A 26,878-nucleotide genomic window follows, 5' to 3' on the forward strand; every position below is an offset into this window, starting at 1 on the left:
GCCCCTGTCACGAGCTGACAGGGGCACGGACGCGTTTCGAGACGATGCCGCTATCGCGTCGCCGCGGCGGCTCCGGCCTGTCCGGCCTGCCCCGCCTGTCCGGCGGCGTTCCTGGCCGCCGTTTCGAGCTGGGTCTGGTACTCCAGCACGGCGGCGAAGGCGCTGCCGTCCGCGCCCGGAATCTGGTTGCGCATGCGCACCATGGCGACTCCGGCGGCCACCGCCGTCTCCAGGTCCGGGATCTCCAGCCACAGCGCGTGGGCGCGATCCGCCACCGCCTCGGCCTCCTGACCTGCTCCCTGGTAGAGCCAGCGCTCGGCGACGTCCCGGTACAGCCGTATCCCGCCCACAGCGTCACCGGCCAAGGCGGTGACGTGGGCGTGGGCTTCCCGGACGCGGAGGGCTTCGGGATGGGAGAGCCCGAACGTGCCCGCCGCGTGCTCGTCGAGCTGCGCGGAAAGCGTGACGGCCTGCTCCATGCGCCCCGCCGCGATGTGCGCGTCGAGATGAGTCATGGCCATGCTGAGCGCCTCGGGCGTCGTCTGCGCGCCCCCGCCCGCCCGGGCCGCGGCGGCCGTCCGCCCGGCCCCCGGACCCGGCGCAGCACCAGCGGCCTGCGGCGCCGCGTGAGCCTGCGGGCCCGCTTGAGCCTGGACCTGCGGTGTTGCCGGGACCCCGGCCGACACCGGTTCAGGAGCCGGAGTCGCGGCAGGCGCGGGAGCAGCGACCGGCGCTTGCGCCACAGCCGGTTCGGGAGCCGGGACCTGGACGGGAGCTTGGGCCTGGGCCGGGGCGTACGCCGGGTCCGGTGCCACCGTCTGGGCCGGGACCGGTTCGGGAGCCGGAGCCGGAGCCGGAGCCTGGGCTGGCACGGGAACTTGCGTCTGGGCCGGGGCCGGGGCGTACGCGGGGTCCGGTGCCACCGTCTGGGCCGGGACCGGTTCGGGAGCCGGAGCCTGGGCCTGGGCTGGCACGGGAACTTGCGTCTGGGCCGGGGCCGGGGGGTACGCCGGGTCCGGTGCCACCGTCTGGGCCGGGACCGGTTCGGGAGCCGGAGCCGGAGCCTGGGCCTGGGCTGGCACGGGAACTTGCGTCTGGGCCGGGGCCTGGGCTTGGGCAGGTGCTTGGGCCTGGACGGGAGCCTGGGCTTGGGCCTGGACGGGAGCTTGGGCCTGCGTCTGGGCCGGGGCGGGTGCCTGCGGCTGGAGCGGGGCTTGAGACTGGGCCCAGGCCGACGCCAGGGCCGGATCGGGCGCCGGAGCCTGTGCCTGGCCCGGGTCTGGTGCTTGGGCCTGGCTCTGGACCGGCGCCGGAGCCGGGTGAGGGACCGGAGCGGCGGCGGGCACGGCGGCTGCCGGACTCGCACCCAAGTACTGTGCCCCAGCCGGATCTTGCACCCCGCCCACACCGGGGGCCCCGCCAACGTCCGGTTCCATGCCCACACCTGGCGCCCCGCCAACACCCGCCGCTTCGCCAGGGACCGGCACCCCGCCGACACCCGCCGCCCCGCCAGGGACCGGCACCCCGCCGACGGCGCCCGCGGCGGCACCATCCTGCCCAGTGGTCCCCTCCGGGGCCGTGCCGGCCCCCTCCGTGCCGGCCTTCTCCGTGCCGGCCTCCTCCGTGCGGGCGGCGCCGCGCCCCCGGTTCCCGCCGCGCCCCGCGGCCCCCCGCTTCTTCGACGCCTTGCCGCGCTGTGGGCGTCCTTCGAGTTCGCTCACCGAGCCGTCGGGGGAGATGACCAGTTGCCACACCGTGCCGTCCGGCTCGGTGGCGGTGGCGCGTACCGGGCGGCCCAGGCCGACCGCCGCGGCGGCCACGGCGTCGATCGCCGAGCCGCGCGTGGGGTGTTCGGACGCGGGAAGGAGCGGGCCCGAGACGGAGACCCGGCCACTGTGCTGGACATCGAAGGCGTACACGGGCCAGGCGGGTACCTCGGCGGGCTTGTACGTGGGCATGGAACTCCCTTCTGGTGGAACGCGCCTGGCTATTGCACGGTGACGCCGGCGACCCGCCATCCCGCGTCGGGTGCCGACCGGACGAGCTGCACATATGCCGCGACCGTGGTGGGCTTGGGCTTCCAGCCGTCGCGGCCGTGCGGTGCCGTGGTGACCGTCCACTGCCGCCACGCCTCGTTGCCGGTGTCGTCCGGCTTGGCCGCGTCCTCGGTCTTCGTGAGCTCGACCTTGGTGTAGGCCCGGTGGTCGGTCCATTCCGTCCACTGTGCCCCAGGTGCGGCCTGGGCGCGGTGCCCGCTCAGCTGCTTCGCGTACTTCTCGCTCAGCCAGCCCGCCTTCGCCGTGCGCACGGCGGCGTCCTGCGGACCGTTGTCCACGGCGGTGTCGGAGGTGTACATCGCCGTGAGCGCCCCTTCGCCCACCGCGTCGGCGTCCTTCTGGTCCACGTCCTCGGGTTTGGGGATGCCGCCCTTGGGGGTGCCCCCGGTCTTGCTCGGTGACGGCGCGCCCGTGCCGGTGGAGGGCGAGGCGGTGCTCTTGTCCGCGCCGGTGGTGGGGCTCGGGGTGGAAGTCCGCGACGGGGCGGGTGTGTCGGCGCTCTTCTTGGCGTCGTCGCTGCCGCCGTCGTCGCTCCCGCCGCAGCCGGCCAGGGCGAGCGAGAGGCCGAGCGTGAGCGCGAGTGCGAACGTCTTCGCGGCCTTACCGCGCGAACCGGGACCGGGACCGTGACCGTGACCGCGGTTGTGGTTGTGGCCGGTCATCCGAACCGCCTCACCTTCTGGGGCTTGCTGGCGTAGTAGCTGTCGTCGAGCTGGCTGATCTTGACCACGTCGCCGGTCTTCGGCGCGTGGATGAACTGCCCGTTTCCGATGTAGATCCCGATGTGGTCGTAACTGCCGTGCAGGGCGAATCCGATCACATCACCCGGCTGCATATCATCCCGGGATACCGCTTTGCCCGCGGTGACCTGAACCTGGGAGGTGCGCGGCGGGACCGTCTTGCCCTCGCTGGCGCGGTAGACCGAGTACTGGACGAGGCTGGAGCAGTCGAAGCCGACGGTGTTCGCGCCCTGTGCGAAGCCCCGCCCGGGGCCTTCCGGTCCGCCGCCGCCCCACGCGTAGGGGGTGCCGAGCCACTTCTTGGCGTAGGCCACCACCCGCTTGCCGAACGGGCCGCCCTTCTCGACGTCGCCGCCTCCGTCGCCGCCTCCGTCGCCGCTGGAGTAGTCGGCCATCGAGGAGATGATCCGCGTCACATAGCCCTGGGTCTCCGGGTACGGGGGCAGGCCGCCGAACTGCTGGATGGCGCCGGGGCCCGCGTTGTAGGCGCCCAGCAGCAGCCGCGTCAGGTCGCCCTCGACGCCCATGTCCTTGACCTTGCCCGCGAGCCAGCAGTCGTAGCGGGCCTGGGTCATGATGGCGTCGCCGGGGGTGAACGGGTCGGCCTTGCCGTCCGGTTCGTCGCCGCCGTCCTTGCCCGCAGCGTCAACCCCCCAGGTGTTCCACGTGCCCGGCATGAACTGGCTCAGCCCCTGGGCCCCGACCGGGCTCTGCGCCTTCGGGTTCCAGCCGGACTCGGCCGCGATCTGCGCGGCGACCAGTGGCGCGCTCACCTCCTTGCACTCCTTGCCGGCGCGCTCTACCCACATCGCGTACTCCGGCGGAACGCTCTTGGCGTCGAGCCCGGTGACGAGCCCCACCGGAGCGCCGGACTCCTCCTCGTCGGCTGCCGCGACCACGGTCAGTCCGACGAGCAGGGCGAGCAGTAGCGCGATGACAGCGCCCGCCCATCTCACCGTGGCCGTGGTCATCTGCAACCCCCCTTGAACCAGTTCGATCGAGCGTCCGTAGGTGGGCTCGTAGTCGAAACCTGTGCTTGGAATTTTTTGTCAATTTATGTAGCGATTCGCGGTACTCAGCTCGCGTCGAAGGGAGATGCCATGGCCGGGGATGCGCCGGTTTCCAACCCCTGGCTGTCACCGACCCGCCCCCCTTCGGAGGGCAACAACGGGGAGTCGCAGCGATCGGTTCAGGACGCTTTGCGGACGTTGACCGGTCCGGCGGCCCCCCAGGCCGGAGTGCCGCGGCCCGCTCAGGTCCTGCCCGTCGCCGCACCCCAGCCGGCCGCGGCCGGTCCGGCGTGGTGGTGGCTGGGTGTGCACGGTGGCGCCGGGGTCACCACGCTGGAGCAGGTGGTGCCCGGCGGCAGGGACGCGGGCCGCGCTTGGCCCTCGTCCGAGGTGCCGCAGCCGGTGGTGCTCGTCGCGCGCTCCAGCGCGAACGGGCTCAAAGCCGTGCAGAACGCCGCACAGCAGTGGGCCTCCCGGATGGTCACCGGCGTCGAACTGCTCGGCCTGGTCGTGGTCGCCGACGCTCCCGGTCGGCGGCCCCGGGTCCTGCGGGACCTGGTGAACCTCGTGTCCGGCGCCGTGCCCCGGCTGTGGGAGATTCCGTGGGTGGAGCAGTGGCGGCTCGGGGAGCCGCCCACGGCTGCCCCGCCCAAGGAGTGCGCACCACTGGCACGTGACCTGTCCCGACTGACCCGGCCCGTATGAGGGTCCAACCGGCCGTAATCGGCCGTAACTCGCCGTAAGGGGAAACAACCGCATGTCCAGTCTGCTGGCGGCCGTCTCGGACGCCTCGCCTCATCTGTCGTATCTCGCAGCGCCGTTCGCGCCCTCCGGCCCCCCGGACGTCGGCGGCGGCTCCGCGCCGCCCGGAGCCGACGGCCTGATCACCGTCCTCAAGTGGGTGGCCTGGACGGTCACGGCGCTGTGCGTCGCCGGCATCTTCGGCGTGGCCGCGCGGATGGCCGTGGACCACTCCAAGGGCGGCGGTCGCGAGCACATCAAGGGGCTGGGTCTGGTGCTGGGCGCGTGCGTACTCGTCGGTTCCGCCTCCGGTGTCGTCGGCGCACTGGTATGACGACGCGTCAGTAATTAGCTGGGAGAGCACATGCGCATCTCAGGGATGGGGAGGGACATGGCAGAGCCGGCCAATCGCGCGGGCGCCGACGAGCCGCGCAGTCCATGGCTGCGGAGCGGCTTCGTCCTCGCAGCCGCGTTCATCGGCTTCGTAGCCGTCATCGGGGTGGTGGTCCTCGTCAATTCCGACTCCTCCGGCCGGGATGACGGCTCCGCCGCCTCGGCGGCGAAGAACGCGGCCACCCCGCAGCCCGACGGCGCCGATGACGCGCCGCAGTCCTCGGCGGAGACCGACGGCGGCGGCTCCTGCCCCCGGCTGCCGGACCGGCGCACGGAGGTGCCCACCGCCGCGCCCAAGGGCGTGGGGTGGAAGCTGTTCGGCACCGTCGCCCTCCCGGCCTCCAAGGCCGCGGGACCCGCTGTCGCGGGCAAGGACGTGGCGCGCTGCTACGCGCACACCCCCCTCGGCGCGCTGCTGGCGACCAGTCAGATCAGCGTGCGGTATCTGGCCGCCGACAACTGGCAGAAGGTCACCCGCCAACAGGTCGTCGGCACCGGGCGCGACTCCTACATCGCCGCCCGGACCAAGTCGGAGAGCACGGCCGACCCCGGCTCGCGGGACGGCGGTGGGCAAGGGCAGATCGCCGGCTTCAAGTTCGTCACGTACACCAGCAGCACGGCGGTGATCCAGACCGTGTGGCGGTTCCCCGACGGCAAGATGCAGGCCGCCACGACGACGGCACTGTGGAAGGGCGGGGACTGGCGGCTGGAGTACCCGGCCGACCCGGCGGCGCCCACCGCCGTCGATTCCCTCGCCGGATACGTCAGCTGGGGTGGTGTGTGATGGCCGGCTGCGACTTCGGATTCGTCCAGCCCACCGTGGGCGGCTACTGCGTCGGCGACGGGGAGGGCACCGGGCCCAAGGACCTGGGCGACAGCGCGTTCGACAACATCGTGGACAGCGCGGCCAAGGCGGCGGGCTCCACCGTCAAGGCGCTGGGCAGCGCGTGGACGGACATCAAGACCCCCGACCTGAGCTACGACAGCGGGCCTGCGGCGTTCCTGCACGGCTCCACCTTGTGGTTCACCTCGTTCACCGCCGTGCTGTGCCTGCTCATCGCGGCCGGGCACATCGCCTGGCAGCGCCGCAGCGAGCCCGGCAGGCAGGCGCTGCAAGGGCTGCTCAACCTGATCGTCGTCTCCTCGGCCGGGGTGGCGGCGGTCAACCTGCTGACCGTGGCGGGGGACAAGTTCAGCGTCTGGATCATCGACAGGTCCATGGGCTGCCAGCAGATCAGCCCGGACGGCGTGCCGGTCAAGGAGTGTGTGACCGAGTTCGACAACCGCATCTCGGCCATGCTCTCCCTCGGCGACGCGGACTCCTCCTTCCTCGTCCTGATCATGGCGCTGCTGGTGATCTGCGCCAGCCTGGCGCAGATCGCCCTCATGATCGTGCGAGTGGCCCTGCTGGTGATCCTCGCCGGTACGCTCCCGCTGTCCGCGGCGGCCAGCGCGACCCCGGCCGGGCGGGCCTGGTTCCGCAAGTCGGTGGGCTGGCTGATGGCCTTCGTGCTCTACAAACCCACCGCCGCCGTCGTCTACGCGGCGGCCTTCTCGATGTCCGGCGGCAAGAGTTCGGGCGGCGAGGGCGGCGCGATCATCTCCATGGTCTCCGGCGTGGTCCTGCTGGTGCTGGCCTGCTTCACGCTGCCCGCGCTGCTGCGGCTCGCGGCGCCCGTCGCGCAGACGACGCTCTCGGGCAGGGGCGGCGGGTCCAAGTCCGGTGGCGAGAGCGGCAGCCAGAGTGTGGCCACCGGCGCGCAGACCGTCCCGCACCTGCGGGGTCTGGCCGCCGGACGGTCGGTCTCCGGGGCCACCGTCGTCGGGGGCCGCAACGACGCCACAGGGGCGCAGGGCACCGCCGGACGGGGTGCGGGCGACCGCCGGAGCGCGTCCGGCTCCAGCGGGGCGAACACGGTACTGGGCGGCGACGCAGGCGCAGGCGCTCAGGCCGCCGTCAACGAACGCGCCCGGCAGGCGGCGCGGAACCGCTCCGGCGAACCGGGCGCCGACGGCCCTCCCGACGAGGAGCTGATCGCGTCGGCCTCGCCGAGGACAACGGCAACAACCACGTATCCGTACAACGATGACCAGCAGAGGGAACACCGTGGCAGCGATTGACGTACACACCCCGCGCACCTACGGCAACTTCCGCAAGCCGCGCACCTCCGGGCTCCGGGGCCTGTCCCTGGGGGCGACCCTGCTGGTGTTCGGCGGTCTGATCGCCGTCGTCCTCACCACACTGTTCTCCCTGTGGGCCGCGGTCGCGCTGGCCGTCGTCCTGGCGGCGGCCATGGCGCCGCTGGCGGTGCGCGACCGGCACGGCCGCACGCTGATGCAGCGCCTCGCGATCCGGCTGGCCTGGCGGCGCACCGTCGCCTCCGGCGGCAACCTGTACCGCTCGGGCCCGGTGGGCCGGGCCGGTGACGGCACCTGCCGACTGCCCGGCCTGGCCGCGCAGTCGTCCCTGAAAGAGGCGCAGGACGGCTACGGCCGCCCCTTCGCCGTGATCACCATCCCGGCGACCAACCACCACACCGTCGTCCTGTCCTGCGACGCGGACGGCGCGGCGCTCGTCGACGAACGGCAGGTGGACACCTGGGTGGCGCACTGGGGCCAGTGGCTCTCGGCGCTGGGCACCGAGCCGGGGCTCGTCGCCGTCGGCGTCACCGTGGAGACGGCCCCCGACTCCGGCGTCCGGCTCCACCAGGAGATCGTCAACAACTCCGTGGACGACGCCCCGGAGCTGGCGCGGGGGATGCTCCGCGACGTGCTCGCCGCCTACCCCAGCGGCTCGGCGCAGATCAGCACCCGGATCGCGCTGACGTACTCGGGCGCGGCCCGGGCCGGGGCCCCGCGGCGCAACGCCGAGGACATGGCGATCCACATCGGCACCCGCCTGCCGGGGCTGACCGCCGGGCTGTCCATGACCGGCGCGGGAACGGCCGTCCCGATGACGGCGACCGAACTGGCCGAGGCCGTCCGCGTCGCCTACGACCCCACCGTCGCCCAGCTGGTGGAGGAGGCCCGCGCCGCCGGCGGCAGCGGACTGACCTGGGACGAGGCGGGCCCGACCGCCGCCGAGGAGGCGTGGGACCACTACCGGCACGACGGCGTCTTCAGCGTCACCTGGGCCATGACCCACGCCCCGCAGGGCGAGGTGCTCTCCAACGTGCTCACCGGCCTGGTGCAGCCCAACCGTGACATCGCCCGCAAGCGCGTCACCTTGCTGTACCGCCCGCACAGCCGTGCCGAGAGCGCCCGCGTCGTCCAGCAGGACTACAAGAACGCCCTGTTCACCGCCCAGCAGTCGCCGATCGGCCGGGCCAGCGACGACGCCGAGGTGGTCGCGGCCCGCAAGGCGGCCGAGGAACAGGCCCAGGGACACGGGCTGATCCAGTTCGGCATGCTGATCACCGCCACCGTCGATTCGGCCGAGGACCTGCCCCGGGCGAGCGCCGCGGTCGACAACCTGGCGCCCGCCGCACGTATCGCGGTGCGGCCCGTCTACGGCTCGCAGGCCGCCGCGTTCGCCGCGGCGCTCCCGCTGGGCCTGGTGCTGCCGCTGCACACCGCCTTGCCGCAGACCGTTCGCGACGCGATGTAGCTCAGGAGAATCCGATGGCACGCAAGACCGAGAAGACCCGGGCACCCAAGCCCGGCAAGCCCGGTAAGTCCGAGAAGAGCGCCAGGGCACGCCAGCCCGCCGACCCCGCCCGCCGGCCGCAGCCCACGGCGCGGGGCTGGCCGGGCCGGGGCGGTGGCACGGTCGGCTACGTCGATCCGGCCCCCGAGTGGCGCGGCACCTCCGTACAGGTCTGCGGCCTGTGGCCGTTCGGCGCCGGTGCGGGCACCCCCATGGTCGGCGTGCCGCTCGGCCGCGACCTGGACTCGGGGGCCACGGTGTGCTGCGACCCGGTGAGCTGGTTCATGCGCACCGGCCTGCTGGCCAACCCGTCGATGTTCGTGCTCGGCCGCCCCGGTCTCGGCAAGTCCACCGTGGTGCGGCGGATGGCGCTCGGCCTGTCCGGCTACGGCGTCCACCCGCTCATCTTCGGCGACCTGAAGCCCGACTACGTCGATCTGATCAGGGAGATCGGCGGACAGGTCATCAGCCTGGGCCGGGGCCGCGGACACCTCAACGTCCTCGACCCGGGCGAGTCCACCGCGGCGGCGGCCCGCCTCACCGGCTCGGCCCGCCGCCAGCTCCTGGCCGGCACCAACAGCCGCCGCCTGCACATGGTCTCGGCGCTGGTGACCATCCTGCGCGCCGAGCCGCCGACCGACCGCGAGGAGACCCTCCTCGCCGCCGCGCTGGACATCCTCGACGACCGGCACGGCCCCGACAAGACACCGGTCCTCGCCGACCTGGTGCAGGTCATCAAGGACGCCCCGGAGGCGCTGCGCGCCGTGGCCCTCGACCGTGGCGACATCCAGCGGTACTGGGACATCACCGAGAACCTGGAAGCCTCGCTGACGGCACTGCTGGGAGACGGCCTGCTGGGCGACTCCTTCGCCCGCCCGACGACGGAGCCGATGAAGCTCGACCGGCCGGTGTGCTTCGACATCAGCAACATCGACGACAGCGAGACCGTCCTCCAGGCCGCCGCGCTGCTGTCCTGCTGGTCCTACGGCTTCGGCGCGGTCTCGGCCGCACACGCCCTCGCGGATGCCGGACTGGAGCCGCAGCGCAACTACTTCCTCGTGATGGACGAGCTGTGGCGGGTGCTGCAAGCGGGCCGGGGCCTGGTGGACCGCGTCAACGCCCTCACCCGGCTGGACCGGCAGCGCGGCGTGGGCCTGGCCATGGTCACCCACACCATCGGCGACCTGCTCGCGCTGCCCACCGAGGAGGACCGCATCAAGGCCAAGGGCTTCGTGGAGCGCTCCGGCATGGTCGTCTGCGCGGGCCTGCCGCCGGCCGAAATGCCCCAGCTGTCCCAGGTGGTGGAGCTGACCGAGGTCGAAAAGCGGCTGCTCGTGGACTGGTCCACGCCCCCCGCGTGGGACAGCGCCCGCAGCCGCCAGGCCGACCCGCCCGGCCTCGGCAACTTCCTCATCAAGGTCGGCAGCCGCCCCGGCATCCCGGTGCACGTGGACCTGACGCCGGGGGAGCTGGCGGTCAACAACACCAACAAGCGGTGGAACAAGTGAGCGGCGCCGCCGGGCAGTCCGGGGCGGGCCTCACGCGCGCCGCGGGGGCGGCCGACTGAACCACCCCGCCCTCCGCCCCGTAGTGAGAGGCATGAGGCCACTACCCCCACGGTGGCCTTACCTGAACCGGGCCCGGCCGCCCCAACCACCCACTGGCGGCCGGGTCCGGTCCCCGTGCTGCGCGGAAAATGCCGGACATTCGGCTCTGGTCTGAACCGATCCGCGCAGGCGGCCGTTTCGCTTTGTGAGTTCCTTGCAAGCTAAAGGTCAGGAAGTGGGTTTGCATGAGCGAGGACGGAGAAATGCAGCGGTCGGGGGCGCCACCGGGCCAGCCCTCACCCTTCGCTGTGGTCATCACCGGTGAGGGCGCCGCCACCATTGACGGCGAGCCGATCCCGGTACTGGGCGACCAGCCGCTCGACAGCGCGATTCTTGACACACTCCAGGGATACGCCCGCGTCCGCGGCACCGCCGTGACGGCGACCATCGCCAACCCCTCGACGGGCTACGCCGTTCAGGTCGAGATCGACCCCGACGGCTCCAGCCGGGTCCTGGGCGAGGAGTCCGCTTCCGCGGCCGCCGGCGAGGCCCCGAAGGCCGGAGCCGGACCGGCGGGGGAGGGCCCCGCCCCAGCGGTCGCCCCGGCCCCCGGGGCCGGTACGACACCCGGAAACGCCCCGACGCCCGGCGCCGGTACGGCAGCCGGTGCGGCGGCGGCCTGTGGTGCCGCGGGAGCCGGTGCGGCGGCGGCCGGTGGTGCCGCGGCGGCCGGGGGAAGCCCGGCGCCCGGCGTCTCCGGGTCGGTCGGCGCTGCCGGGGCCGAGGCGGCGTCGAAGCGGCGGATGCCCGTGCCCTCGATCCCCAGGCCGTCGATTCCGCGGCCGTCGATTCCCCGCGTGTCCTCCAGCGGAGGCTCGGCCAAGGGGAAGAGCGGGACGCGCGGGTCGGACGAGGAGTTCCAGCCGATCAGCCTGCTCAAGAAGCCGTGGGTCGTCGCGGCGACGGCCGTGGCGGTCGCCGCGCTCGTCACCACCCCGCTGGCGATCGCCGGTTCGAAGGGCGACGAGGCGGCGAGCAAAACGACGCAGAAGCCGCAGGACGGCCCGAAGAACAAGCCCGGCGGACCGTCGACCGTACGGCCCTCCGCGCCGGGGTTCCCGACCGGATCGCCCTCCGCGACCCCCGACTCCGAGCCGGGTCATATGAAGGACAAGAAGGACAAGGACCCGGACGGGAAGTCCTCGGACTCGAAGTCGGACTCCGGCGGCGACTCGAAGGGCAAGGGCACGGGCAAGGGCAAGGGCAAGGGCAGTTCGGGGGACGGCGACTCGAAGTCGGACTCGGGCGGAGGCGGCAAGAAGAGCGGCAACAAGCCCAGGGCCGCCGGGCACAAGTCCGGTATTCCCAAGGGGAGGGTCACGATCCTCAACCGGAAGACCGGCAAGTGCATGGACATCCCCGGTATCAACGAGGGCAGGCCGGAAGGCCCGGTCCAGCAGGGCCCCTGCAACTCGTCGGCCAGCGACAACCAGCGGTGGGCTCTGGACATGCACGGGAAGGGCAAGGGGCCCGGCGGCTCCAACCTCTACCTGATCCGCAACGTCAAGGACAACCTCTGCCTAGACCTGCCCGGCCGCGGTCCGGCCCCGTCCACCACGAAGGTGAACGAGACCCACTGCGCGGCCAGCGGGGACAACCAGCTGTGGTGGTTCGACAAGCGGTCCAACGGCACGTACTTCATCCGCAACGACAAGAGCGGAAACCTGTGCCTGGACGTGGACTACGACGGCAAGGACGCCCACGCCCGCCTCACGATCTTCGGATGCAGTGACAAGGACGACCACCAGTGGCGCTTCCGGAAGGTGTGAAGCGGTACGGGCACCGGCCCGGGACCAGGCGCCGGAACCGGCCGTGAACCGGCACCGGCCCTGAGCCCTCCGCCCGCCCGCACCCCGCTTCGGCCCCGGGCCCGCCACCGGCCCCGAGCCGGCCCCCGGCTCGGGGCCGACATCATGTCCGGCTCGGGGCCGAAGCGCCTTCCGGGCCGAAGCCGTCTCCCGAGCCGGATCCCCGGCGTCAGCCGGCGGGCGGCGGGCCGAACAGCGCGGCGGTGTCCACCGGCGGAATGTCCTTCGGACGGTGCCCGCCGAGCTTGCAGCCCGCGAAAGGCCCCATCGGGTCGCGCAGGGCGCCCATCACCGGGGCCAGGAAGTCGCGGTGCCAGCTGGCGGGGCCCGCCATCCCGGCCGCCGGAGAGGTGAGTTCGGCCCAGGCCAGCCACAGGCCGTGCAACTGGGCCACCGCCTCCAGGTGCTCCCACCAGCGCGGGCACCAGGGCGCCGAGGAGGTGACCTCCCGGCCGTAGACCGGCAACAGCACCTGGTGCGTCCAGGAGATCAGCTGGTGCAGCGTCTGCTGGTACTCGATCCCGTCCAGGTAGAGGATGAACTCCGGCGGCCCCGGAGGCGCCGGTTCCCCGCCCTGCCCGGCCTGCTGTCCCTGCTCGCTCTGCTGTCCGCCGGGGGCGCCCTGGCCTCCCTGGTCCGGGGCCGGCTGGCCGCCTGGACCACCCGGGGCTTCCTGGGGGCTGCTGGGGGGCGGCTGTTCTGCGGCGTAGTTCTCGCTGTTCACGGTCATCCGGGTCGCTCTCCTGCGGTGTGGTTTCCAGGCGTCGTCCTGTTCAGCACCACGTGCGGAGGCCGTGCCCGGTTCATCCGCGATTCGCCGGGCACCCCGTTGAACCGATCTTTACCCGCGTCCGTGTTCTACAGCAGCATCGGCCGCTGACAACGCTGACGAAACGGAGGACGGTTCCCCATGCCCGAACCGACCGACCCCCAGCGCGCGTTCGATCCGAGGCAGTTGGCGCGGGAGATGCTCACCTACGACCTGAACGGCGGCGAACAGGTCCGTCGCGAACAGGCCCGCGCGCAGGTCGATGCGGACGCGAGAACGGCGGCCGGCCTCCAGCAGGAAGAGTTCCGCAGCGAGATCCGCCGCCAACAGGACGGGCTGCGCAGGTACGAGGCCCAGGTACCGCAGACGCGCGCGGACGGGCAGCTGGCGGAGCGCCTCCAGCAGGAGGAGTTCGACGCGCGCGTCGCCGAACAGGTCCGGGTCAACGCCTCGATGGCACGCGACCTCAGCCCGGACCAGGTGGAGCAGGACGACCAGCGGGAGCGGTTCCTGGGTGCCGGAGCGGCCGGCCGAACCCGGCAGTCCGGTGTCGTGGCCAGTGCCATCCGGACGCTGTGGCAGTACCTGCGGCGGAACCGGAAGACAGAGAAGGAACAGGCTTCCGAAGGACTCGGCGAGAGCGAGCCGCTCCTCCCGCAGCAGCAGTTCGCGCCGCAGGATCGGGGGTTCCAGCAGTCCGCGCAGCTCGCGCCACCGCCGCCGGACTTCGCGCCGCAGCAGGGCTTCGTCCCCAGACCCGACCTCGGGATGCCGCCCGACTCCGTCCAGCAGCAGTTCGCGCTGCAGGAGCCGCCCCCGGCGTACGAACGCCTCGGGGAGCACGCGTCCTACCGGGAAGCCCTGGGATACGAGGCGGCGCCACAGGAATTCGGGCTGCCCCCGCAGGTCTTGGCGGAGCCTCAGCAGCGCTACGAGGCGCAGCCGCAGGACTTCGGGCTGCCCCCGCAGTTCGCCCCCCAGCAGACCCCCTACCAGCGTTATGACGCGCTCGGCCCCACGGAGAAGACGGCGGTCGAGAACGCCATGCTGGACATGGTCGGCAAAAACCCCATCTACAAGCAGGCGTACGCCGAGAACAGACTGCCCACCGCGGGACCGGTCGCCGGTGAGGCCCAGATCCGGCAGCTGGCCGAGGAGCAGCGGAAGGTCTCCGGGATCGCCGCCGCCGCGCGCGCTTCCCAGTCGCAGGCCGGTCCGCTCCAGGCCAGGCCGAGGCCGTCGGCCCCGGGGACAAGGATCCCGGCGCCCGTCCAGACGAACACACAGGCGAAAGCCCGGGGGATGGGCAAGTGAGCCCCGTGACACGCGGCCCACACGACACCCCGGTCCGGGAGCGGCACTCCCACCCGGCTCGGCACCGGCAGCCGTTAGGGGCCCAGGGCGCCCAAGAGGCCCGAGGAATCCCGAGCGCCCTAGGCCGCCGGGTCCTCGGCGAGCCGTATGACCGGGCCGTCCAGGGCGTGGAGCTTGGCACGGACCTCGTCGGCGTCGGGGTGGTCGAACTCCTCCAGCAGCCGCAGCGCCTGGGTCCAGTGCGCGCGGGCCGCCTCGCGGTCGCCGACGGCGAGGTGGATCTCGGCGAGCAGGCCGATGGCGTTCGCCTCGCCCCACTGGTTGCCGACGGCCCGGTGCGCTTCGAGCGCCATGTGGTAGTGCTCGACCGCCTCGTCGTAGTGCTGGAGCTGCTGGTAGACGGTGCCGAGGTGGACCAGCGTGACGCCCTCCACCCAGCGGTTGTTGATGCCGCGCTGGACGCTGAGCGCCTGCGTCAGATAGTCGCGGGCCTCCTCGTGCCGGCCGAGTCGCAGATACGCCTCGCCCAGGTTGTTCAGGATGATCCCCTCGCCCCAGCGGTGACCCAGGGCGCGGTCGATGCGCAGCGAACGGTGGAAGTGGAGGATTGCCTCCTCGTACCGCCCGGCCCTCAGCTGGACGTCGCCGAGGTTGCCCGTGACGCGCGAACAGCCGCGCTGGTCGCCCAGTTCCGTGTAGATGGGCAGCGCCTGCTGGTAGGTGCCGATGGCCTCGTCCAGGCGGCCCGCGGCGGTGAGCGCGTTGGCCAGGCCGGTGAGGCACTCCGCCTCGCCGGCGCGGTCGTGGGCTTCCCGGGCGGCCGTCAGCGCCGTCTGATTCGTGGAGTGCCAGTCGTGCGTGTGGCTGCGCAGGTAGAAGAACCCCCAGAGCGCCGCGGCCAGTCGCCAGGCGGTGCCGGGCGCGGCCGTCGCCGCGTGTTCGACGGCGGCGACGAGGTTGGCACGCTCGGCCGTGCACCAGTCCAGCGCCTGGTCGTAGGTGGAGAAAGCCAGCGGACGGCAGCCCTCCGGCAGCGGGGTGAGCGGGACGCCGGGGCGCTGCGGAGTGAGGTACTTCGAGGCGGCGTCCGCCGTGTGCAGATACCAGGTGAGAAGCCGTTCCACGGCCCGGTCCCGGTCGGCTGCCGCCTCCTCGGTGGCTGCGCACTCGGTGGCGTAGACGCGCAGCAGATCGTGGAAGGTGTAGCGGCCCGGGAAGTGCTCGGTGAGCAGGTGGGCGTGGGTGAGTTCGACGAGCAGCCCGCGCGCCTCGCGCAGCGGGAGCCCCGCCAGAGCGGCCGCCGCCGGCGCGGAGATGTCGGGGCCCGTGTGCACGGCCAGGAGCTGGAAGAGCCGCGTCGCGGGGGCGGAGAGCGCCTGGTACGACCAGGAGAACACCGCCCGCACATCGGTGCTGATGTCGCCGCCCGTGAAGGCGTCGAGACTGCCGTGGCTGTCGCGCAGTTCGTCGGCCACGGCACGCAGCGGGAAGCTGGGGTTGGTGGCGGCGCGCGCCGCGACGATGGCCAGGGCCAGCGGCAGCCGGGCACAGCGGGCCACGATCTCGTCCGCCGCCTGCGGCTCCTCCGCGAGCCGCTTGGCGCCGATCCGGCGGCTCAGGAAGTCCCGTGCCTCGGCGGGCGTCAGCGGGCTCAACGTCAGCGGTTGCGCACCGTCGTTGGCGATCAGGCCGGTGAGCTGGTTCCGGCTGGTGACGATGGCCATGCAGCCGGGGCCGGTGGGCAGCAGCGGCCGGACCTGTGTGGTGTCGCGGGCGTTGTCCAGCAGGAGCAGCACCCGGCGCTCGGCGAGGATGCTGCGGTAGAGCGAGACTCGCGCGTCGAGCCCGCCGGGCATCTGCTCCGGCGAGACGCCCAGGGCGTCGAGGAAGGTGTGGACGGCCTCGTCCGTCGGCATGGCCGTGCTGGTCGGGTCGAAGCCGCGCAGGTTGACGTAGAGCTGGCCGTCGGGGAAGCGGTGGGCGATCTCGTGCGCCCAGTGCACGGCCAAGGTGGTCTTGCCGACGCCTGCCATGCCGCCGATGGCGCTGATCACCACGGCGGTCGGATGCTCACCCCCGGGGGGCAGCAGGGCGTGGGACTGGGCGAGTTCGCTGCCCCGCCCGGTGAAGACCGGCAGGTCGGCCGGCAGCTGCGCGGGGCGGGCCGCGTGCGTGGCGGGCTGGGCGGCCGGCGCGGCGCCGGTGGCCGGGCCGGAAGGCTGCGGCGCGGCCGGGGTGCGCAGCGTCGGGTCCGCGGCCAGTATCCGGCAGTGCATCTCCTGTACGGGTGGCCCGGGCTCGACGCCCAGCTCCGCCACCAGGGTCTTGCGGAGCCGTCGGTAGGCGGCCAGCGCCTCGACCTGACGCCCTGTCCGGTACAGCGCCAGCATGAGCAGCTCGCACAGCCGCTCGCGCAGCGGGTACCCGGTGGTCAGCGCGCTCAGTTCGGGGACCACTTCCTCGTGGTGGCCGAGCTGAATACCGACATCCAGCCGGATTTCGAGCGCGTTCAGCCGCTGCTCGGCGAGCCGGGAGCGTTCGGACTCGGCCAGCGGTCCCGGCAGGCCGTTGAGCGGACGGCCCTCCCACAGCTCCAGCGCGGCATGCAGTAGTTCCCCGGCGGCGACAAGGTCCCCCGAGGTGCGGAGCTTCTTCGCCTCGGCGACGCGCCGCTCGAAGACGCTCAGGTCCAGGGCGTCTTCGGACAGGTGGATGCGGTAGCCGTCGGGCACCGAGACGATCACTTGCGGGGCGGCGCCCCCCTCGCGTCCCGGCTCCAGCACTTTGCGCAGGCGTGAGATGTACGTACGCAGTACGGTGACGGCGCCCGCCGGCGGCTCGTCCCCCCAGATCGCGTCGATCAGCTCACCGATCGTGGCGGGACGGCCGCGCCGCAACAGCAGCGCCGCCAGCACCGCCCTCTGCTGCGGCGAGCCCAGGGCCAGCTCCTCTTCCGCACGCCAGGCGCGAACAGGCCCTAAAACAGCCGCCCGCAGAGTACTCACATCACTCACGTTCACGCGTTCGACTTTACCGGCGTAAGAGTGTTCCGGAAGCACCGCGGGTCATTTGTAATGTGCCGGTGACGGAGGGGACGCCCCTCGTTCACCTACCGAGACGTAGGCGGAATGTGACGGTCCGGTGGCCGGAACAGGCCGCGGGACCGTCACATGGCACGCCGGATATCACACCTGACGCGAAGTCGGATCCGCCGTCCGGTGCGGTGTGCTCACTTGGCGCCGCCCCGCCCGCGGCCTCGGAGAGGCTTGTCTTTCGCGCTATAGGCCCGGGGCTGGACGGTAGGACGGGAGGGGTTGCCGGAGCTGTCGCCGTTTCCGCCGCTCCGGCTGCCCGTGGGAAGGGTCTGGCCCGCCGGGACTGTGGGCAGGTCCGTGGTGGTGTACGTCCGCCGCGGCCTCAGCCCAGACTGCATCTCCTTGTACGCTGCCGAACTCGTCCGCGTGAGCGGGGCCGAGAAAGACGGGTCCGAGTCCGGTGACGACCGCTCGCCGCTCGGCGGCCCGGACCTGCCGGTCGGCCGGCTGGCTGCCGCGTCCGGGCTGAAGGGGAGGGGCGCGGTCTCGGTGGGGGATTCGGCGGGGGACGTGGCGGCGGAGGTGACGGCGGAGCGGAGGGCCGCTGAGGCGTTCGGGTCCCAGCCCGGGGGCGTTGCGGCTCGTCCGGCCAGGTCGGCCGGGTCGACCGGCTGGAGGTCGCGAAGCTCGATGGGCCTGTTGGGGTGCTGCGTGTAGCCCTGCGTTCCCAGGGAAGCCTTGGCCTTCTTCATTTTCTCGGCTTCCGTGTCGCCCAGGGTGACCAGTCCGCTGGCACCCTGGACGGAGGTGCCCGCCGTCACTCCCGGGACCTGTGCGTGTTCCGGCAGGCCGGTGTTCGGCATCACGACGTTGCTCACGAACCCCCCGACCAGGCCGGCGGCTTCGCTCACCGCTTTGGCCGCGTCCACCTTGCTGCCGGTCTCCCGGGCGGATTTGGCGAACCTGTAGAGGTTCGAGAGGTTGCCGGCCATGCCCAGCACGGAACCGGACTGTGCCATGGCGTTGCCCACGGCGGGGGACGCGTACGCCTTGACCAGCTTGCTTCCTCCCGTGAGGAGAGTCGCGGCGACCTTGGCGGCCAGGACGACCTCGGCCGGGTGTGCCTCCACCCACTTGCGGGTGCCCTCCGCCCAACGGAGTACGCGCCAGTCGCTCTCCCCTTCGGGGACAGCGGCATAGAGTTCTCCGTCGCTGCTGTTCTCCAGGCCCACGGTGCTGCGCTCGGATTCGGTGCTTCGCCGGGACAGGGCCGGTCCCTGTTCGAGGTCCGTGTCGAACCCGGTAGGTCTTCCGTCGTCCGTCATATCGGGGGGTATCCCTTCGCACAGCCAGACGTTCTGCTTTCAACGAGAGGGAACGGAAGCGGAACCCAAGCGGTTCAAGGTGACGTTGTGTCAACTCGTCGGCTCTGCAAGGTACTTCGGCCCTGCGGAGTCGGTCTCGGGATTCGAAGTGGACGTACTCCTCTCCGGTGCCCAGGCTGCCTCGGACGACTCGTCGCCCGGGCACCGGCCGGACCGTTCGACGGCGCGGTCCCGACCGGCGGGGTCACCGGCCAGTCGTCCACCACGTCATGCCCTGCCATGTCGTGCCGTGCCGTGCCGACGGGTGTGGAGACCTCACGCCCGCTCTGCCGTCACCGCTCAGCCGGGACCGCGCCTCGGCGACTGACGCCGCTGCTGGTCCGGCTGTCGGTTGGGGGGACGGTTCGGCGATGCGGTCTGGTAGCGCGTATTCGCTGTGCTGGTCGGCGACGTCCCCAGGCCGGGGTCCGACGCGGAGCGTGCGCGTGCGGGCCGGTGGCTGTTGAAGGCGGACGCCAACTGGTTAGCGCCGCCCGGCGGTGGCGGGACGGGAGCACTGGGGCGTCCGGGGTCTCCGGGGTCGGGCGCCGGGATGTCGCGCAGCAGCGGGCTCTCGGGCCGCGTGAAGTCCTGGCGGTAGGCGGGGGACGGGGAGTTGGCGCGTGGGGAGTCGGGTCGCGGGAGATCCGCGAGCGGGACGTCCTGCCGGACTCCGCTTTGCGGCAGGTGCTGGGAGCTTCCGAGCCGCACGTTCGCCGCGGCGGCGTCCTGGTTGGTGTAGGGCAGCACGGGCTCCTGCTGCTGTCGGCCCATCCAGGGGTACAGCGTGGCGCCCACGGCGGAGAGAGCGGCGCCACCGTTCGAGAAGGCCCATGAAATGGTGGTGCTCTTGACGGCGTTGGCGACGCCGACGCCGTAGACGCCCTGCCCCACCATGTTGAGCGCGGCGAGCGCCTGTTGTGCGCGGGTCGGATCCTTTGTCTGCCACAGCTGTATCGCGGAGAGCGCGCTGCCCAGCGAGATGCCGCCGAGGCCCCTGACGAACGTGGCCCAGTTCCTCACCTGCTCCGTGGCCGGGGGGTTCGCGAAGCCGCCGATGGCCAGGGAGGCGAAGGCGGTGCCCGAGACGGCCGCCGAGACGTGGTCCGGGTGGTCCTCGACCCACTTCCACGAATGCTTCGCCGCGTCGCGGGCGCTGGTGACGAGCGTGGAGCCGACCAGATGGTGCCAGGTTTCGGTGGCGGGCTGGTACCACGGAGAGCGGGCGTCCTGCGGGATCGGTGCGACCGCTGCGGCCAACTCGGGCGGGACATTGGGCCGGGGAGGAGCGGAGAAGTCGCTCGCGGTGTCCACCGACGACGCGTAGGGGGACGGCTGCTTACGGGGGAGCCGATCCTGGTGGGCGAGGGCCTCTTCGGCGAGGGCGACGACGATGTCGCGGGATGCGGCCGGGGAGGTCGAGGCGGCTGCTTCGTAGAGGCCGCCGTCTCCGGAACCGTGGCTGTGCGGCGAACGGGCCGCTGAGCGCCGGGAGCTGGGCCCGGGGTTCGGCTGGGGGTTGTGCGGGGGGCTTTCAGGGGCGGGGAGTTCCTGGCCGTCGCTGTCCGAGAAGGTGGGCAACGGGGGACCTGAGTCGGGGAACGCCCCGGGCATCAGCCGTGGCGGTCCCTCTTGCGGCGGCGGCCCCCAGTCCCCCTGCTTCGCTCTGATCTGTTTTCGCAGTTCGCGTATCTGTTCCTGAGTGTCGCTCGCTGACATGTCGGACCCCTCCTGGTCGGCCAGGAGCCCGTCGTCATGTGACGGGCCCATCAGTGGGCTCCGTGCCGCGTTCCGCGTGAGAAGGCGTCGTGTATACGCGCGTAGCGCATTCCGGAAGCGGGGAACCGCCTCGCTTCTCATCCCTCTCTCTCGTCACGCTCAGCACATTGCCGCGGCGGGCGCCTACCCGGATTCGCCCATCTGATGCGACTATCCGCTGCGCCTGCGGCCCCTGCCGTGTCCGGCGGCGGGCGCGGTGCCGTAGACGGGGTTTCCCCGAAGGCGCGCCGGAGGGGGCGGCGGGTAGCCGCCCGGCGTCTGACCGGCGCCCTGTTGAGGGGCCGGTCCGCGCGGCGGCGCCTGGTACCGGAGGGCGTTCGCGTTGGCCGCGACCGGGTTCCCGGCGAGTACCGGCACCGGCCGCTCCGTCCGGGCAGGCCGCGACTCGTGCGGCGGGCGCGGGGCCGAGTGGTCCGCGGCTTCGGCGGGACGGTACGGGGATTCGGCCGGGCGGGGCGGCGCGTCGGCCGGGCGGGGCGGGGTGGCGGCGCGGCTCTGTGCTTCCGGCGTCGGCGACGCGTTGCTGACGGGAAGCAAGGGGGACTTGGCCTTGGAAGGCCCGAGCCAGGGGAGCGCCCAGGTCCCCGCCGAGATGGCCGCCGCGCTCACCCCCCTGGCCAGGGACGGTCCGGTACCGGCGGTGGAGCCGTAGGCCACGGACGCGGTGGCGGCCAGCGTGGCCGCCGCCCACTGCTTGTAGGTCCTGTCCTCGACCTTCGCCAAGGTGTGCGCCACGCTCAGGGCGTTCATGCCGACGCCTGCCGCGTACACGGCGTTGCTTCCGGACAGCAGGCCGACCGACTGGACGCCCGCTATGAGTCCCTTGATGACTCCGTCCGCCTTCGACGGGTTGTGCTTGTACCACTCGTAGCTCTGCTTGAGCCCGGACTGGACGGCCGACCAGACCCTGGAGTTCTGCGGCGTCGCCGCCTCGGAGGGCGGGGCCGGAGCCGGGACTGGGGCCAGGGCCGGAGCCGGGACCGGGGCCGGAGCCGGGACCGGGGCCGGAGCCGGGACCGGAGTGGCGGTCGGAGTCGGGGTGGGGGCCGAGGACGAGTAGGAGGGCGGACGCGGGGACGAGGGCGAAAGCGAGGGTGAGGGGGGCTCGGAGCTGAGATACAGCTCGTACAGGGCGTCGAGGCTGTCGGCGCTGTTGACCGAACTGACGGAGTCCCTCCGGCTGCTGCCGCCGTGGCCGAATTTGCGATCGTAGCCGTACGCGTAGCCGTAGTCCGGGTCACGGTCGCGGTCGCGGGCCTCGGGGGGCGAGGCGCGGGACGCTGCCGCGGGGTTGCTGGCGTTCGATGCCATGCCGGGTGTTCCTCCTGGCTGAACAGGGAGCCCTGTCGTGGAACTGTTCGTGGAAAGGGCTTCGCGTTGGGCTCCCCATTGAGCGCCGCGCTGTAAGTCACTCCGAGCGTAAGGAGCGGAAGCGGGAAAGGTTCAACCTGCAAGGAACGCGGAGGTGAACGATTCTTCAAGGTCTGTTGGCCACCGGGCACCCGGGTCGCCACCTCGGACGGAGTCGGTGGCGGTTGAACCCTTTCGGCGCGGCCCCCGTGGTGGCCCTCGAAGCGCATGCCGCGCGGCGGGACCGCAGCCGCCCGGCGAGCGCGGAACGCGCGGCACCGTGGAGAGGCGACGAGGGCATTGTCCGCAACCGAGGCAGGAACAGAGCCGGGGACAGGCAGTACCGCAGGGGATACCGGGGCAGCGGCAGCGGCATCAACGGCCGAACCGGCGGCCCCGACCTCCACCCCGCCCCTGACGTCTATCCCGAATCCGGACCCGGCTCCGAAGCCGTCCGCGTCCCCGTCCCCGTCCTCGCGCCGTATCAGGGACGTCGATGCCCTGCGCGGCTTCGCGCTGTTCGGCATCGTCCTGGTGAACGTCGAGATCATGACCGGCCCGTACAGTGCCGGAGCCGGGCCGTCCGCCTCGATGCCGGACCAGGTGGCCGCCTGGCTGGTCACCGCGCTGGTCAGTGGAAAGTTCTACCTGCTGTTCGCCTTCCTCTTCGGCTACAGCTTCACGTTGCAGGCGCGCGCGGCCGAACGGGACGGCGCCGGGTTCGCGGCGCGGCATCTGCGGCGGGTGCTCTGCCTGTTCCTGCTCGGCCTCGCGCACGCCGTGCTGCTGTTTCCCGGCGACATCCTGATGACCTACGCGGTGCTCGGGCTCGTGCTGTTCGCGGTGCGGAACGTGACCCCGCGCAAGCTGGTGCGGGCCGCGGTCTGGCTCGTCGTGGCGCTCAGCGCCGTCCTGCTGGCCAGGGGGCTGGCCGCGCTCGGCAGCGCCGCCGCACCGGCCGACGCCGCCGGAGCGGCGGACTCGGTGGCGGCCTACCGGGGCGATCCGATGTCCGTCGTCCACACCAACCTGGAACAGTGGCGGCTGATGCTCGGCGGAGACTTCCTCTACGCGCCGCACATCCTGGCGGCCTTCCTGCTGGGGCTGGCCGCGGGCAAACACCGGGTGCTGGCCGAACCCCACCGGTATCGCGGGCAGATGATCCGGCTGCTCCGCTACGGCCTGCCGCTCGGCCTGGCCGGCGGCGCGTTCGCGGCGGTCTGCGGCAACGGGCCGCTGGATCCACGCTGGAGCGACATCGGCATGGCCGTCGAGGTGCTGACGGCACCGGCCCTGACCGGCGCGTACGTGAGCGCGCTCGTGCTCGTGCTGGGGACGCGGCGCGGCCGGAGGCTCGGAGGCGTGCTGGCCCCGGCAGGCCGGATGGCGCTCACCAACTACCTGACGCAGTCGCTGGTCATGGCGCTGGTCTTCACCGGCTACGGCCTCGCGCTGTACGGCCGGGCCGCCACGGCGGCCGTACTGGCCGGGAGTTGCGTCCTGTACGTGGCCCAAGTGGCCGTCAGCAACTGGCTGATGCGCCAGGTGCGCTACGGGCCGGTCGAACGGCTCCTGCACACGGTGACCCGGGGCCGCACGGGCTGACCCGGGGCCGGACGGGCTGACGCACGGGCTCGGGCCGCCGCGCCCGGTGGCGGCTTCGGCATCACCGACGTACCCGACGACGCGGTAGCGGCCGGCGGCCGGCAGTCGGCTGCCCCGAACGTGGCCGGGCCCAGCTCCTCAGCGCGGTGTGCGGCAGGACTGCTGAGGAAGCTGGGCCCAGTGGGATCCAGCCGGGATCGGCCGGACCCGGCTGTCGGGCGCCGGTCAGGCGCCGGGACCGGGGGCGGTCTCCTTGTTCCACATGAGTGCGCCCTCGGGAAGCCCGGGGAGTCCGGGCGGCATCTGCTCGACGCCGCCACCCACGGCGTTCCCGGACCCGGCCCACGCACGCGCCGCCCGGTCGGTGATCGCCTGCACCTCGGCCTTGGCCGCCGCCGAGATCGCCCCGGCGCCCGGCTCCTTGTACCAGGGGCGCAGCTTGATCAGCGCGGGGCGGATACCGGTGGCCAGCAGGAGCGCTGTGCCCTTGGGCAGGGCGCGGATCTTGTCCGGCGGCAGGATCGGGTCCAGCCGGTAGGAGACCGAACGCGATCCGCCGTCCTTGCTCTTGGAGTAGGAGGCCGTCTTCACATCCTGCTGACCGACCAGTTTGGACACCTTGTCCACGAAGTCGGCGTCGTCCAGACCGGCACCGAGGAGCTTGATGGTGGCGGCGCTCCACAGCGCGTCCATACCGGCGTCGCCCCACACCCGGGCGCCCTGCCGGTAACTCTGGAGCAGCGTGACGACGTTGATGCCACGGGAGCCGAGGTGGCTGTAGAGGTCGGGGAGGTCGGAGATGCGGCAGACGTTGGCCGCCTCGTCCAGTACTGCGGTCATCGGCGGGTCGAGCCGGCCGCCCATCCGCTCGGCGGCGATGACCCCGGCCCGCAAGGTGGCGTCCGCGAGACCGGCGATGACACCGGCCGCCGAGCCACCGCCGTCCTTGGACAGCAGGAAGAGCGTGTCGCGGCCGATCGCGTGCTCGTGCGGGCGGAACTCGGGAACCCGGGGGTCGGGGGTGACCCAGGCGGCGATCTCCGGGTCGAGCAGACAGGCCACACACTGACGGGCGGTCTCGAAGATGCCGTCGCGGGTCTCCACGGCGCCCCGCACGGTGCCCTGGAGCTGGTCGGCCATCGCGATCATGTCGGCGTCGCGCAGCAGGTCCACGGGGGTGCGGTCGGCCGGGTCGGCGAGCCAGCCCAGCAGGTCGATGACGGAGGCGTTGCCGCGCGCGGCGGAGAGGAACAGCGCGGTGAGCGTGTTCTGGGCCGCCGAGATCCAGAAGTCCTTCTTCGACGCGTCGTCGTTGACGGAGGCCACGAAGTGCCCGGCCAGACGGCGGGCGCCCTCGATGGTCTTGCAGTCCGCCAGCATGTCCCACCACATCTCCCGGGGGGAGTGGGCGATGGCCTGCGGATCGAACGTCCAGACCTTGCCGATCTTCTCGCGTTCGGCCCGGGTGACGGTGTAGACGTCGGACTTGTTGGAGGTCAGCAGCACCGCGCCGCGCGCCCGCAGCACGCGGGGAACGGCGATACCGGTGGACTTGCCCGCACGCGGAGCCATCAGGTCCAGCTCCACGTCCTCGAAGGAGGAGCGCAACTCCGGGCCGTTCGGGTCCAGATCGCCGAGCAGGTTGCCGGTCTCGTCCGGGTGCAGGTTCGGCTCGTTCTTGATGGAGGGACGCAGGTCCCGGGCGCGCTGCTCGATGCCGGCCGGGCACATCGCGGCCAGTTCCCGCGGTCCGGCCAAGCCCTTGGTCTTGGAGCTGGCACGGGAAAAGATCATCCAGGCCGGGATGACGACGGCGGCCGTGGCCCCGCCGAAGACCAGGATGATGCCGCAGTACACGGCGATCGGCGAGGCGCCCGGCCACAGCCCCCCGGTACCCTCGGTGGCCAGTGTGGCGATCAGCCCGAGGGAGAAGTCCGGGGTGTGCCAGCCGGCGCCGTTGAGGGCGGCGCCCAGCGTCCCGCCGAACCAGACGCCTCCGGTTGCCAAGAGGGCCACCACCACCAGCGCGACGATGGCCCAGGGGGCCATGTCACGGGGGTCCAGACCCGCCTTTGCGCTCATGCTTTCCTCCAGTCCGGCCCCGGTGCGGGGACCGACTCGACACCGCCCCCTGCTGGGGGGACGGGCCCGGCAGCGGGGGCGGTCCCCGCGGCGGGGTTGGCCACGTGGGTGTCGGGGTGGTTGTTCTGCACCCAGCGGGTGTTGGTGTCGTGCAGATGGCGCTCGGTGTCGGTGATGCTGACCCGGATCGGGATACCGGGGCGGCCACCCACCTTGATCAGGAAGCGGCCCCGGCCCGGGGGCTCCTCGCGCTCGCCCTGCATGGCCCAACCGGGGGGCGAGGACCAGGAGGAGACCAGCTCGATCTCCCGCTGGGAGAGGCCGACGATCTGCCCCAGGTCCTGCATCTCGGCCTTCGGCAGCCCGGCGCACACGACCATGCCCGCACGCTCGACGAAGCCGCGCGCCTTGGCCTTGTCGGCCTCGGTGCCCAGCGACTCGGCGTCCTTGAGGGTGTGCGTGATCTTGGCGTCGCCCAGGCCGAGCGTACGGTTCAGCCGGGTGAGCGCGTCGATCCGGTCCACGATGCCGGTCGCGGCGCGCAACGGCCGCCACAACTCGTCGAGCACGGTGAAGAACCAGCGCCGGGGGGTGAGCCCCGCGTCGGCCAGCGCGTGGGAGGCCGCCACCGAGCCGAGCCCGTCGGACCACGCCGCGAGCATCGCCGCCGCGGTCAACTGCGTGTCGGCCTCGCCGATCCGGGAGATGTCGATGCAGACCGCGGGCGCGTTCGGGTTGACGCGGGTCGAGGTCTCGGAGGCGAACGTGTCGCCCAGCGGCCCGTCCAGGATGCCCAGGATCGAGCGGTGCAGCGGGTCCACGGCGTCGCGGTAGCGGGCCTCGTCCCCACGGTCCAGGGTCACGGCGCGGACCCGGTCCGGGGCCTCGTCGAGCACCTTCAGCACGTCGGGCAGCAGCGGCGCCCGGCCGGGGGGAGTGCGCTCGCGCAGATGGTGCAGCACGGCCGAGAGCACGGCCTGTTCGTGGTCGTCCATGGCCCGGCCGCGGACGATGGTGATCAGCGCGGCGACCATGTTCAGGACACGGCCGTGCGCCTCCGCCTCCAGGGCCTGGCCCGCGTTGCCGCCGATCTTGAGCGCGGCGGCGCCCATCGCGCCCGGGTCGAGCAGGTTGATGCCGCCCATGCCGCGCCCGATGGAGATCACCTGGCCGCCCAGCGCGCGCACCGTGTCCGCGTAGTCGGGCTTGAGGTCGCCGAGCACCAGCGGCACCACACCGGTCGCGGACAGCCCGATGAGCATCCGGTTGATCAGCGTGGACTTGCCCAGGCCCGGCATTCCGAGCATGAACAGCGACGGGTTGGAGATGTAGCGGGCCCGGGTGAACCAGGAGAGCGGGTCGCCGCACACCGTCGCACCCGTGTGGATGTGCTGTCCCAGCGGGACACCGGACATCGGGGCGCCCGAACCGGCCGCGAACGGCCACAGCCCGCACGCCTGCACGGTCGTCGCGCGCCACATGGTGGGCGGGTCCATGGCGCCGACCTGGCCGCCGGCCGGCCCCGGCCAGCCGCGCGAGGGTGCCATCGGCTCCTTGCGGGGCCTCGGCTGCTTCTTG

At 72.5% G+C, this 26,878-nt stretch carries 19 protein-coding genes; 9 read left to right on the forward strand and 10 right to left on the reverse strand.

What is annotated here, in order from left to right:
- Positions 1–50: 50 nt before the first annotated feature.
- From ABD339_RS10510 to ABD339_RS10520, 3 genes are all read right to left on the reverse strand, one after another.
- Positions 51–521 carry a hypothetical protein gene (locus tag ABD339_RS10510; RefSeq protein ID WP_344564554.1) on the reverse strand — a complete coding sequence of 157 codons (471 nt, stop codon included), beginning with the start codon at positions 519–521 and terminating at the stop codon, positions 51–53.
- Between the two features lie 1,466 nt (positions 522–1,987).
- On the reverse strand, positions 1,988–2,719 hold the full coding sequence (locus tag ABD339_RS10515) for a hypothetical protein (protein ID WP_344564556.1): 732 nt from the start codon (positions 2,717–2,719) through the stop codon (positions 1,988–1,990).
- Entirely contained in the window at positions 2,716–3,768 is a 1,053-nt protein-coding gene (locus ABD339_RS10520; RefSeq protein WP_344564557.1) for a C40 family peptidase, read from the reverse strand. Before ABD339_RS10520 ends, ABD339_RS10515 begins: the two co-directional genes overlap by 4 nt.
- A 237-nt stretch (positions 3,769–4,005) precedes the next feature.
- Between ABD339_RS10520 and ABD339_RS10525 the strand changes: the two genes are divergently transcribed.
- The 7 genes from ABD339_RS10525 to ABD339_RS10555 all read left to right on the forward strand — a co-directional run bounded on the left by ABD339_RS10525 (position 4,006) and on the right by ABD339_RS10555 (position 11,963).
- Complete coding sequence (locus tag ABD339_RS10525; protein ID WP_344564558.1) at positions 4,006–4,512, forward strand: DUF6668 family protein; 507 nt, start codon at positions 4,006–4,008, stop codon at positions 4,510–4,512.
- A 52-nt stretch (positions 4,513–4,564) separates the two neighbouring features.
- The gene (locus ABD339_RS10530; RefSeq protein ID WP_344564560.1) at positions 4,565–4,882 is read left to right on the forward strand and encodes a hypothetical protein; all 318 of its coding nucleotides are present in this window, start codon (positions 4,565–4,567) and stop codon (positions 4,880–4,882) included.
- Between the two features lie 57 nt (positions 4,883–4,939).
- Positions 4,940–5,725, forward strand: coding sequence for a DUF8175 domain-containg protein (locus tag ABD339_RS10535; RefSeq protein WP_344564562.1), 786 nt, complete (start codon positions 4,940–4,942; stop codon positions 5,723–5,725).
- Positions 5,725–7,062: a TrbL/VirB6 family protein gene (locus ABD339_RS10540; protein ID WP_344564564.1), complete on the forward strand. Its 1,338-nt coding sequence runs from the start codon at positions 5,725–5,727 to the stop codon at positions 7,060–7,062. The genes ABD339_RS10535 and ABD339_RS10540 overlap by 1 nt, the downstream gene beginning before the upstream one ends.
- On the forward strand, positions 7,049–8,548 hold the full coding sequence (locus ABD339_RS10545) for an SCO6880 family protein (protein ID WP_344564566.1): 1,500 nt from the start codon (positions 7,049–7,051) through the stop codon (positions 8,546–8,548). The genes ABD339_RS10540 and ABD339_RS10545 overlap by 14 nt, the downstream gene beginning before the upstream one ends.
- 14 nt (positions 8,549–8,562) lie before the next feature.
- Positions 8,563–10,095: an ATP/GTP-binding protein gene (locus tag ABD339_RS10550; protein ID WP_344564568.1), complete on the forward strand. Its 1,533-nt coding sequence runs from the start codon at positions 8,563–8,565 to the stop codon at positions 10,093–10,095.
- A 284-nt stretch (positions 10,096–10,379) separates the two neighbouring features.
- Positions 10,380–11,963 (forward strand): RICIN domain-containing protein, encoded by a 1,584-nt coding sequence (locus ABD339_RS10555; protein ID WP_344564570.1) that lies wholly within the window; start codon positions 10,380–10,382, stop codon positions 11,961–11,963.
- A gap of 208 nt (positions 11,964–12,171) precedes the next feature.
- On the opposite strand, the gene ABD339_RS10560 is transcribed toward ABD339_RS10555, so the two are convergent.
- A complete protein-coding gene (locus ABD339_RS10560; RefSeq protein WP_344565049.1) occupies positions 12,172–12,540 on the reverse strand; it encodes a DUF4913 domain-containing protein in 369 nt (122 codons plus the stop codon).
- A 372-nt stretch (positions 12,541–12,912) separates the two neighbouring features.
- Between ABD339_RS10560 and ABD339_RS10565 the strand changes: the two genes are divergently transcribed.
- The gene (locus ABD339_RS10565; protein WP_344564572.1) at positions 12,913–14,085 is read left to right on the forward strand and encodes a hypothetical protein; all 1,173 of its coding nucleotides are present in this window, start codon (positions 12,913–12,915) and stop codon (positions 14,083–14,085) included.
- A gap of 119 nt (positions 14,086–14,204) precedes the next feature.
- Here ABD339_RS10565 and ABD339_RS10570 read toward each other — a convergent pair whose 3' ends face one another.
- From ABD339_RS10570 to ABD339_RS10585, 4 genes are all read right to left on the reverse strand, one after another.
- Positions 14,205–17,105 (reverse strand): AfsR/SARP family transcriptional regulator, encoded by a 2,901-nt coding sequence (locus ABD339_RS10570; protein ID WP_344564574.1) that lies wholly within the window; start codon positions 17,103–17,105, stop codon positions 14,205–14,207.
- A gap of 209 nt (positions 17,106–17,314) precedes the next feature.
- A complete protein-coding gene (locus ABD339_RS10575) occupies positions 17,315–18,445 on the reverse strand; it encodes a hypothetical protein (protein ID WP_344564576.1) in 1,131 nt (376 codons plus the stop codon).
- A 339-nt stretch (positions 18,446–18,784) separates the two neighbouring features.
- On the reverse strand, positions 18,785–20,254 hold the full coding sequence (locus tag ABD339_RS10580) for a hypothetical protein (RefSeq protein WP_344564578.1): 1,470 nt from the start codon (positions 20,252–20,254) through the stop codon (positions 18,785–18,787).
- A gap of 159 nt (positions 20,255–20,413) precedes the next feature.
- Positions 20,414–21,574: a hypothetical protein gene (locus tag ABD339_RS10585; protein ID WP_344564580.1), complete on the reverse strand. Its 1,161-nt coding sequence runs from the start codon at positions 21,572–21,574 to the stop codon at positions 20,414–20,416.
- A gap of 573 nt (positions 21,575–22,147) precedes the next feature.
- Between ABD339_RS10585 and ABD339_RS10590 the strand changes: the two genes are divergently transcribed.
- Positions 22,148–23,218 carry a DUF418 domain-containing protein gene (locus ABD339_RS10590; RefSeq protein WP_344564582.1) on the forward strand — a complete coding sequence of 357 codons (1,071 nt, stop codon included), beginning with the start codon at positions 22,148–22,150 and terminating at the stop codon, positions 23,216–23,218.
- A 225-nt stretch (positions 23,219–23,443) separates the two neighbouring features.
- Here ABD339_RS10590 and ABD339_RS10595 read toward each other — a convergent pair whose 3' ends face one another.
- Together ABD339_RS10595 and ABD339_RS10600 are read right to left on the reverse strand one after the other, a co-directional pair.
- Positions 23,444–25,300, reverse strand: a complete 1,857-nt coding sequence (locus ABD339_RS10595) for a type IV secretory system conjugative DNA transfer family protein (protein WP_425575952.1) — start codon at positions 25,298–25,300, stop codon at positions 23,444–23,446.
- A complete protein-coding gene (locus ABD339_RS10600; protein WP_344565053.1) occupies positions 25,297–26,847 on the reverse strand; it encodes an ATP/GTP-binding protein in 1,551 nt (516 codons plus the stop codon). Before ABD339_RS10600 ends, ABD339_RS10595 begins: the two co-directional genes overlap by 4 nt.
- Between the last annotated feature and the right edge of the window lie 31 nt (positions 26,848–26,878).

The organism is Streptomyces axinellae (assembly GCF_039532135.1).
In the GTDB taxonomy this organism is placed as follows: domain Bacteria; phylum Actinomycetota; class Actinomycetes; order Streptomycetales; family Streptomycetaceae; genus Streptomyces; species Streptomyces axinellae.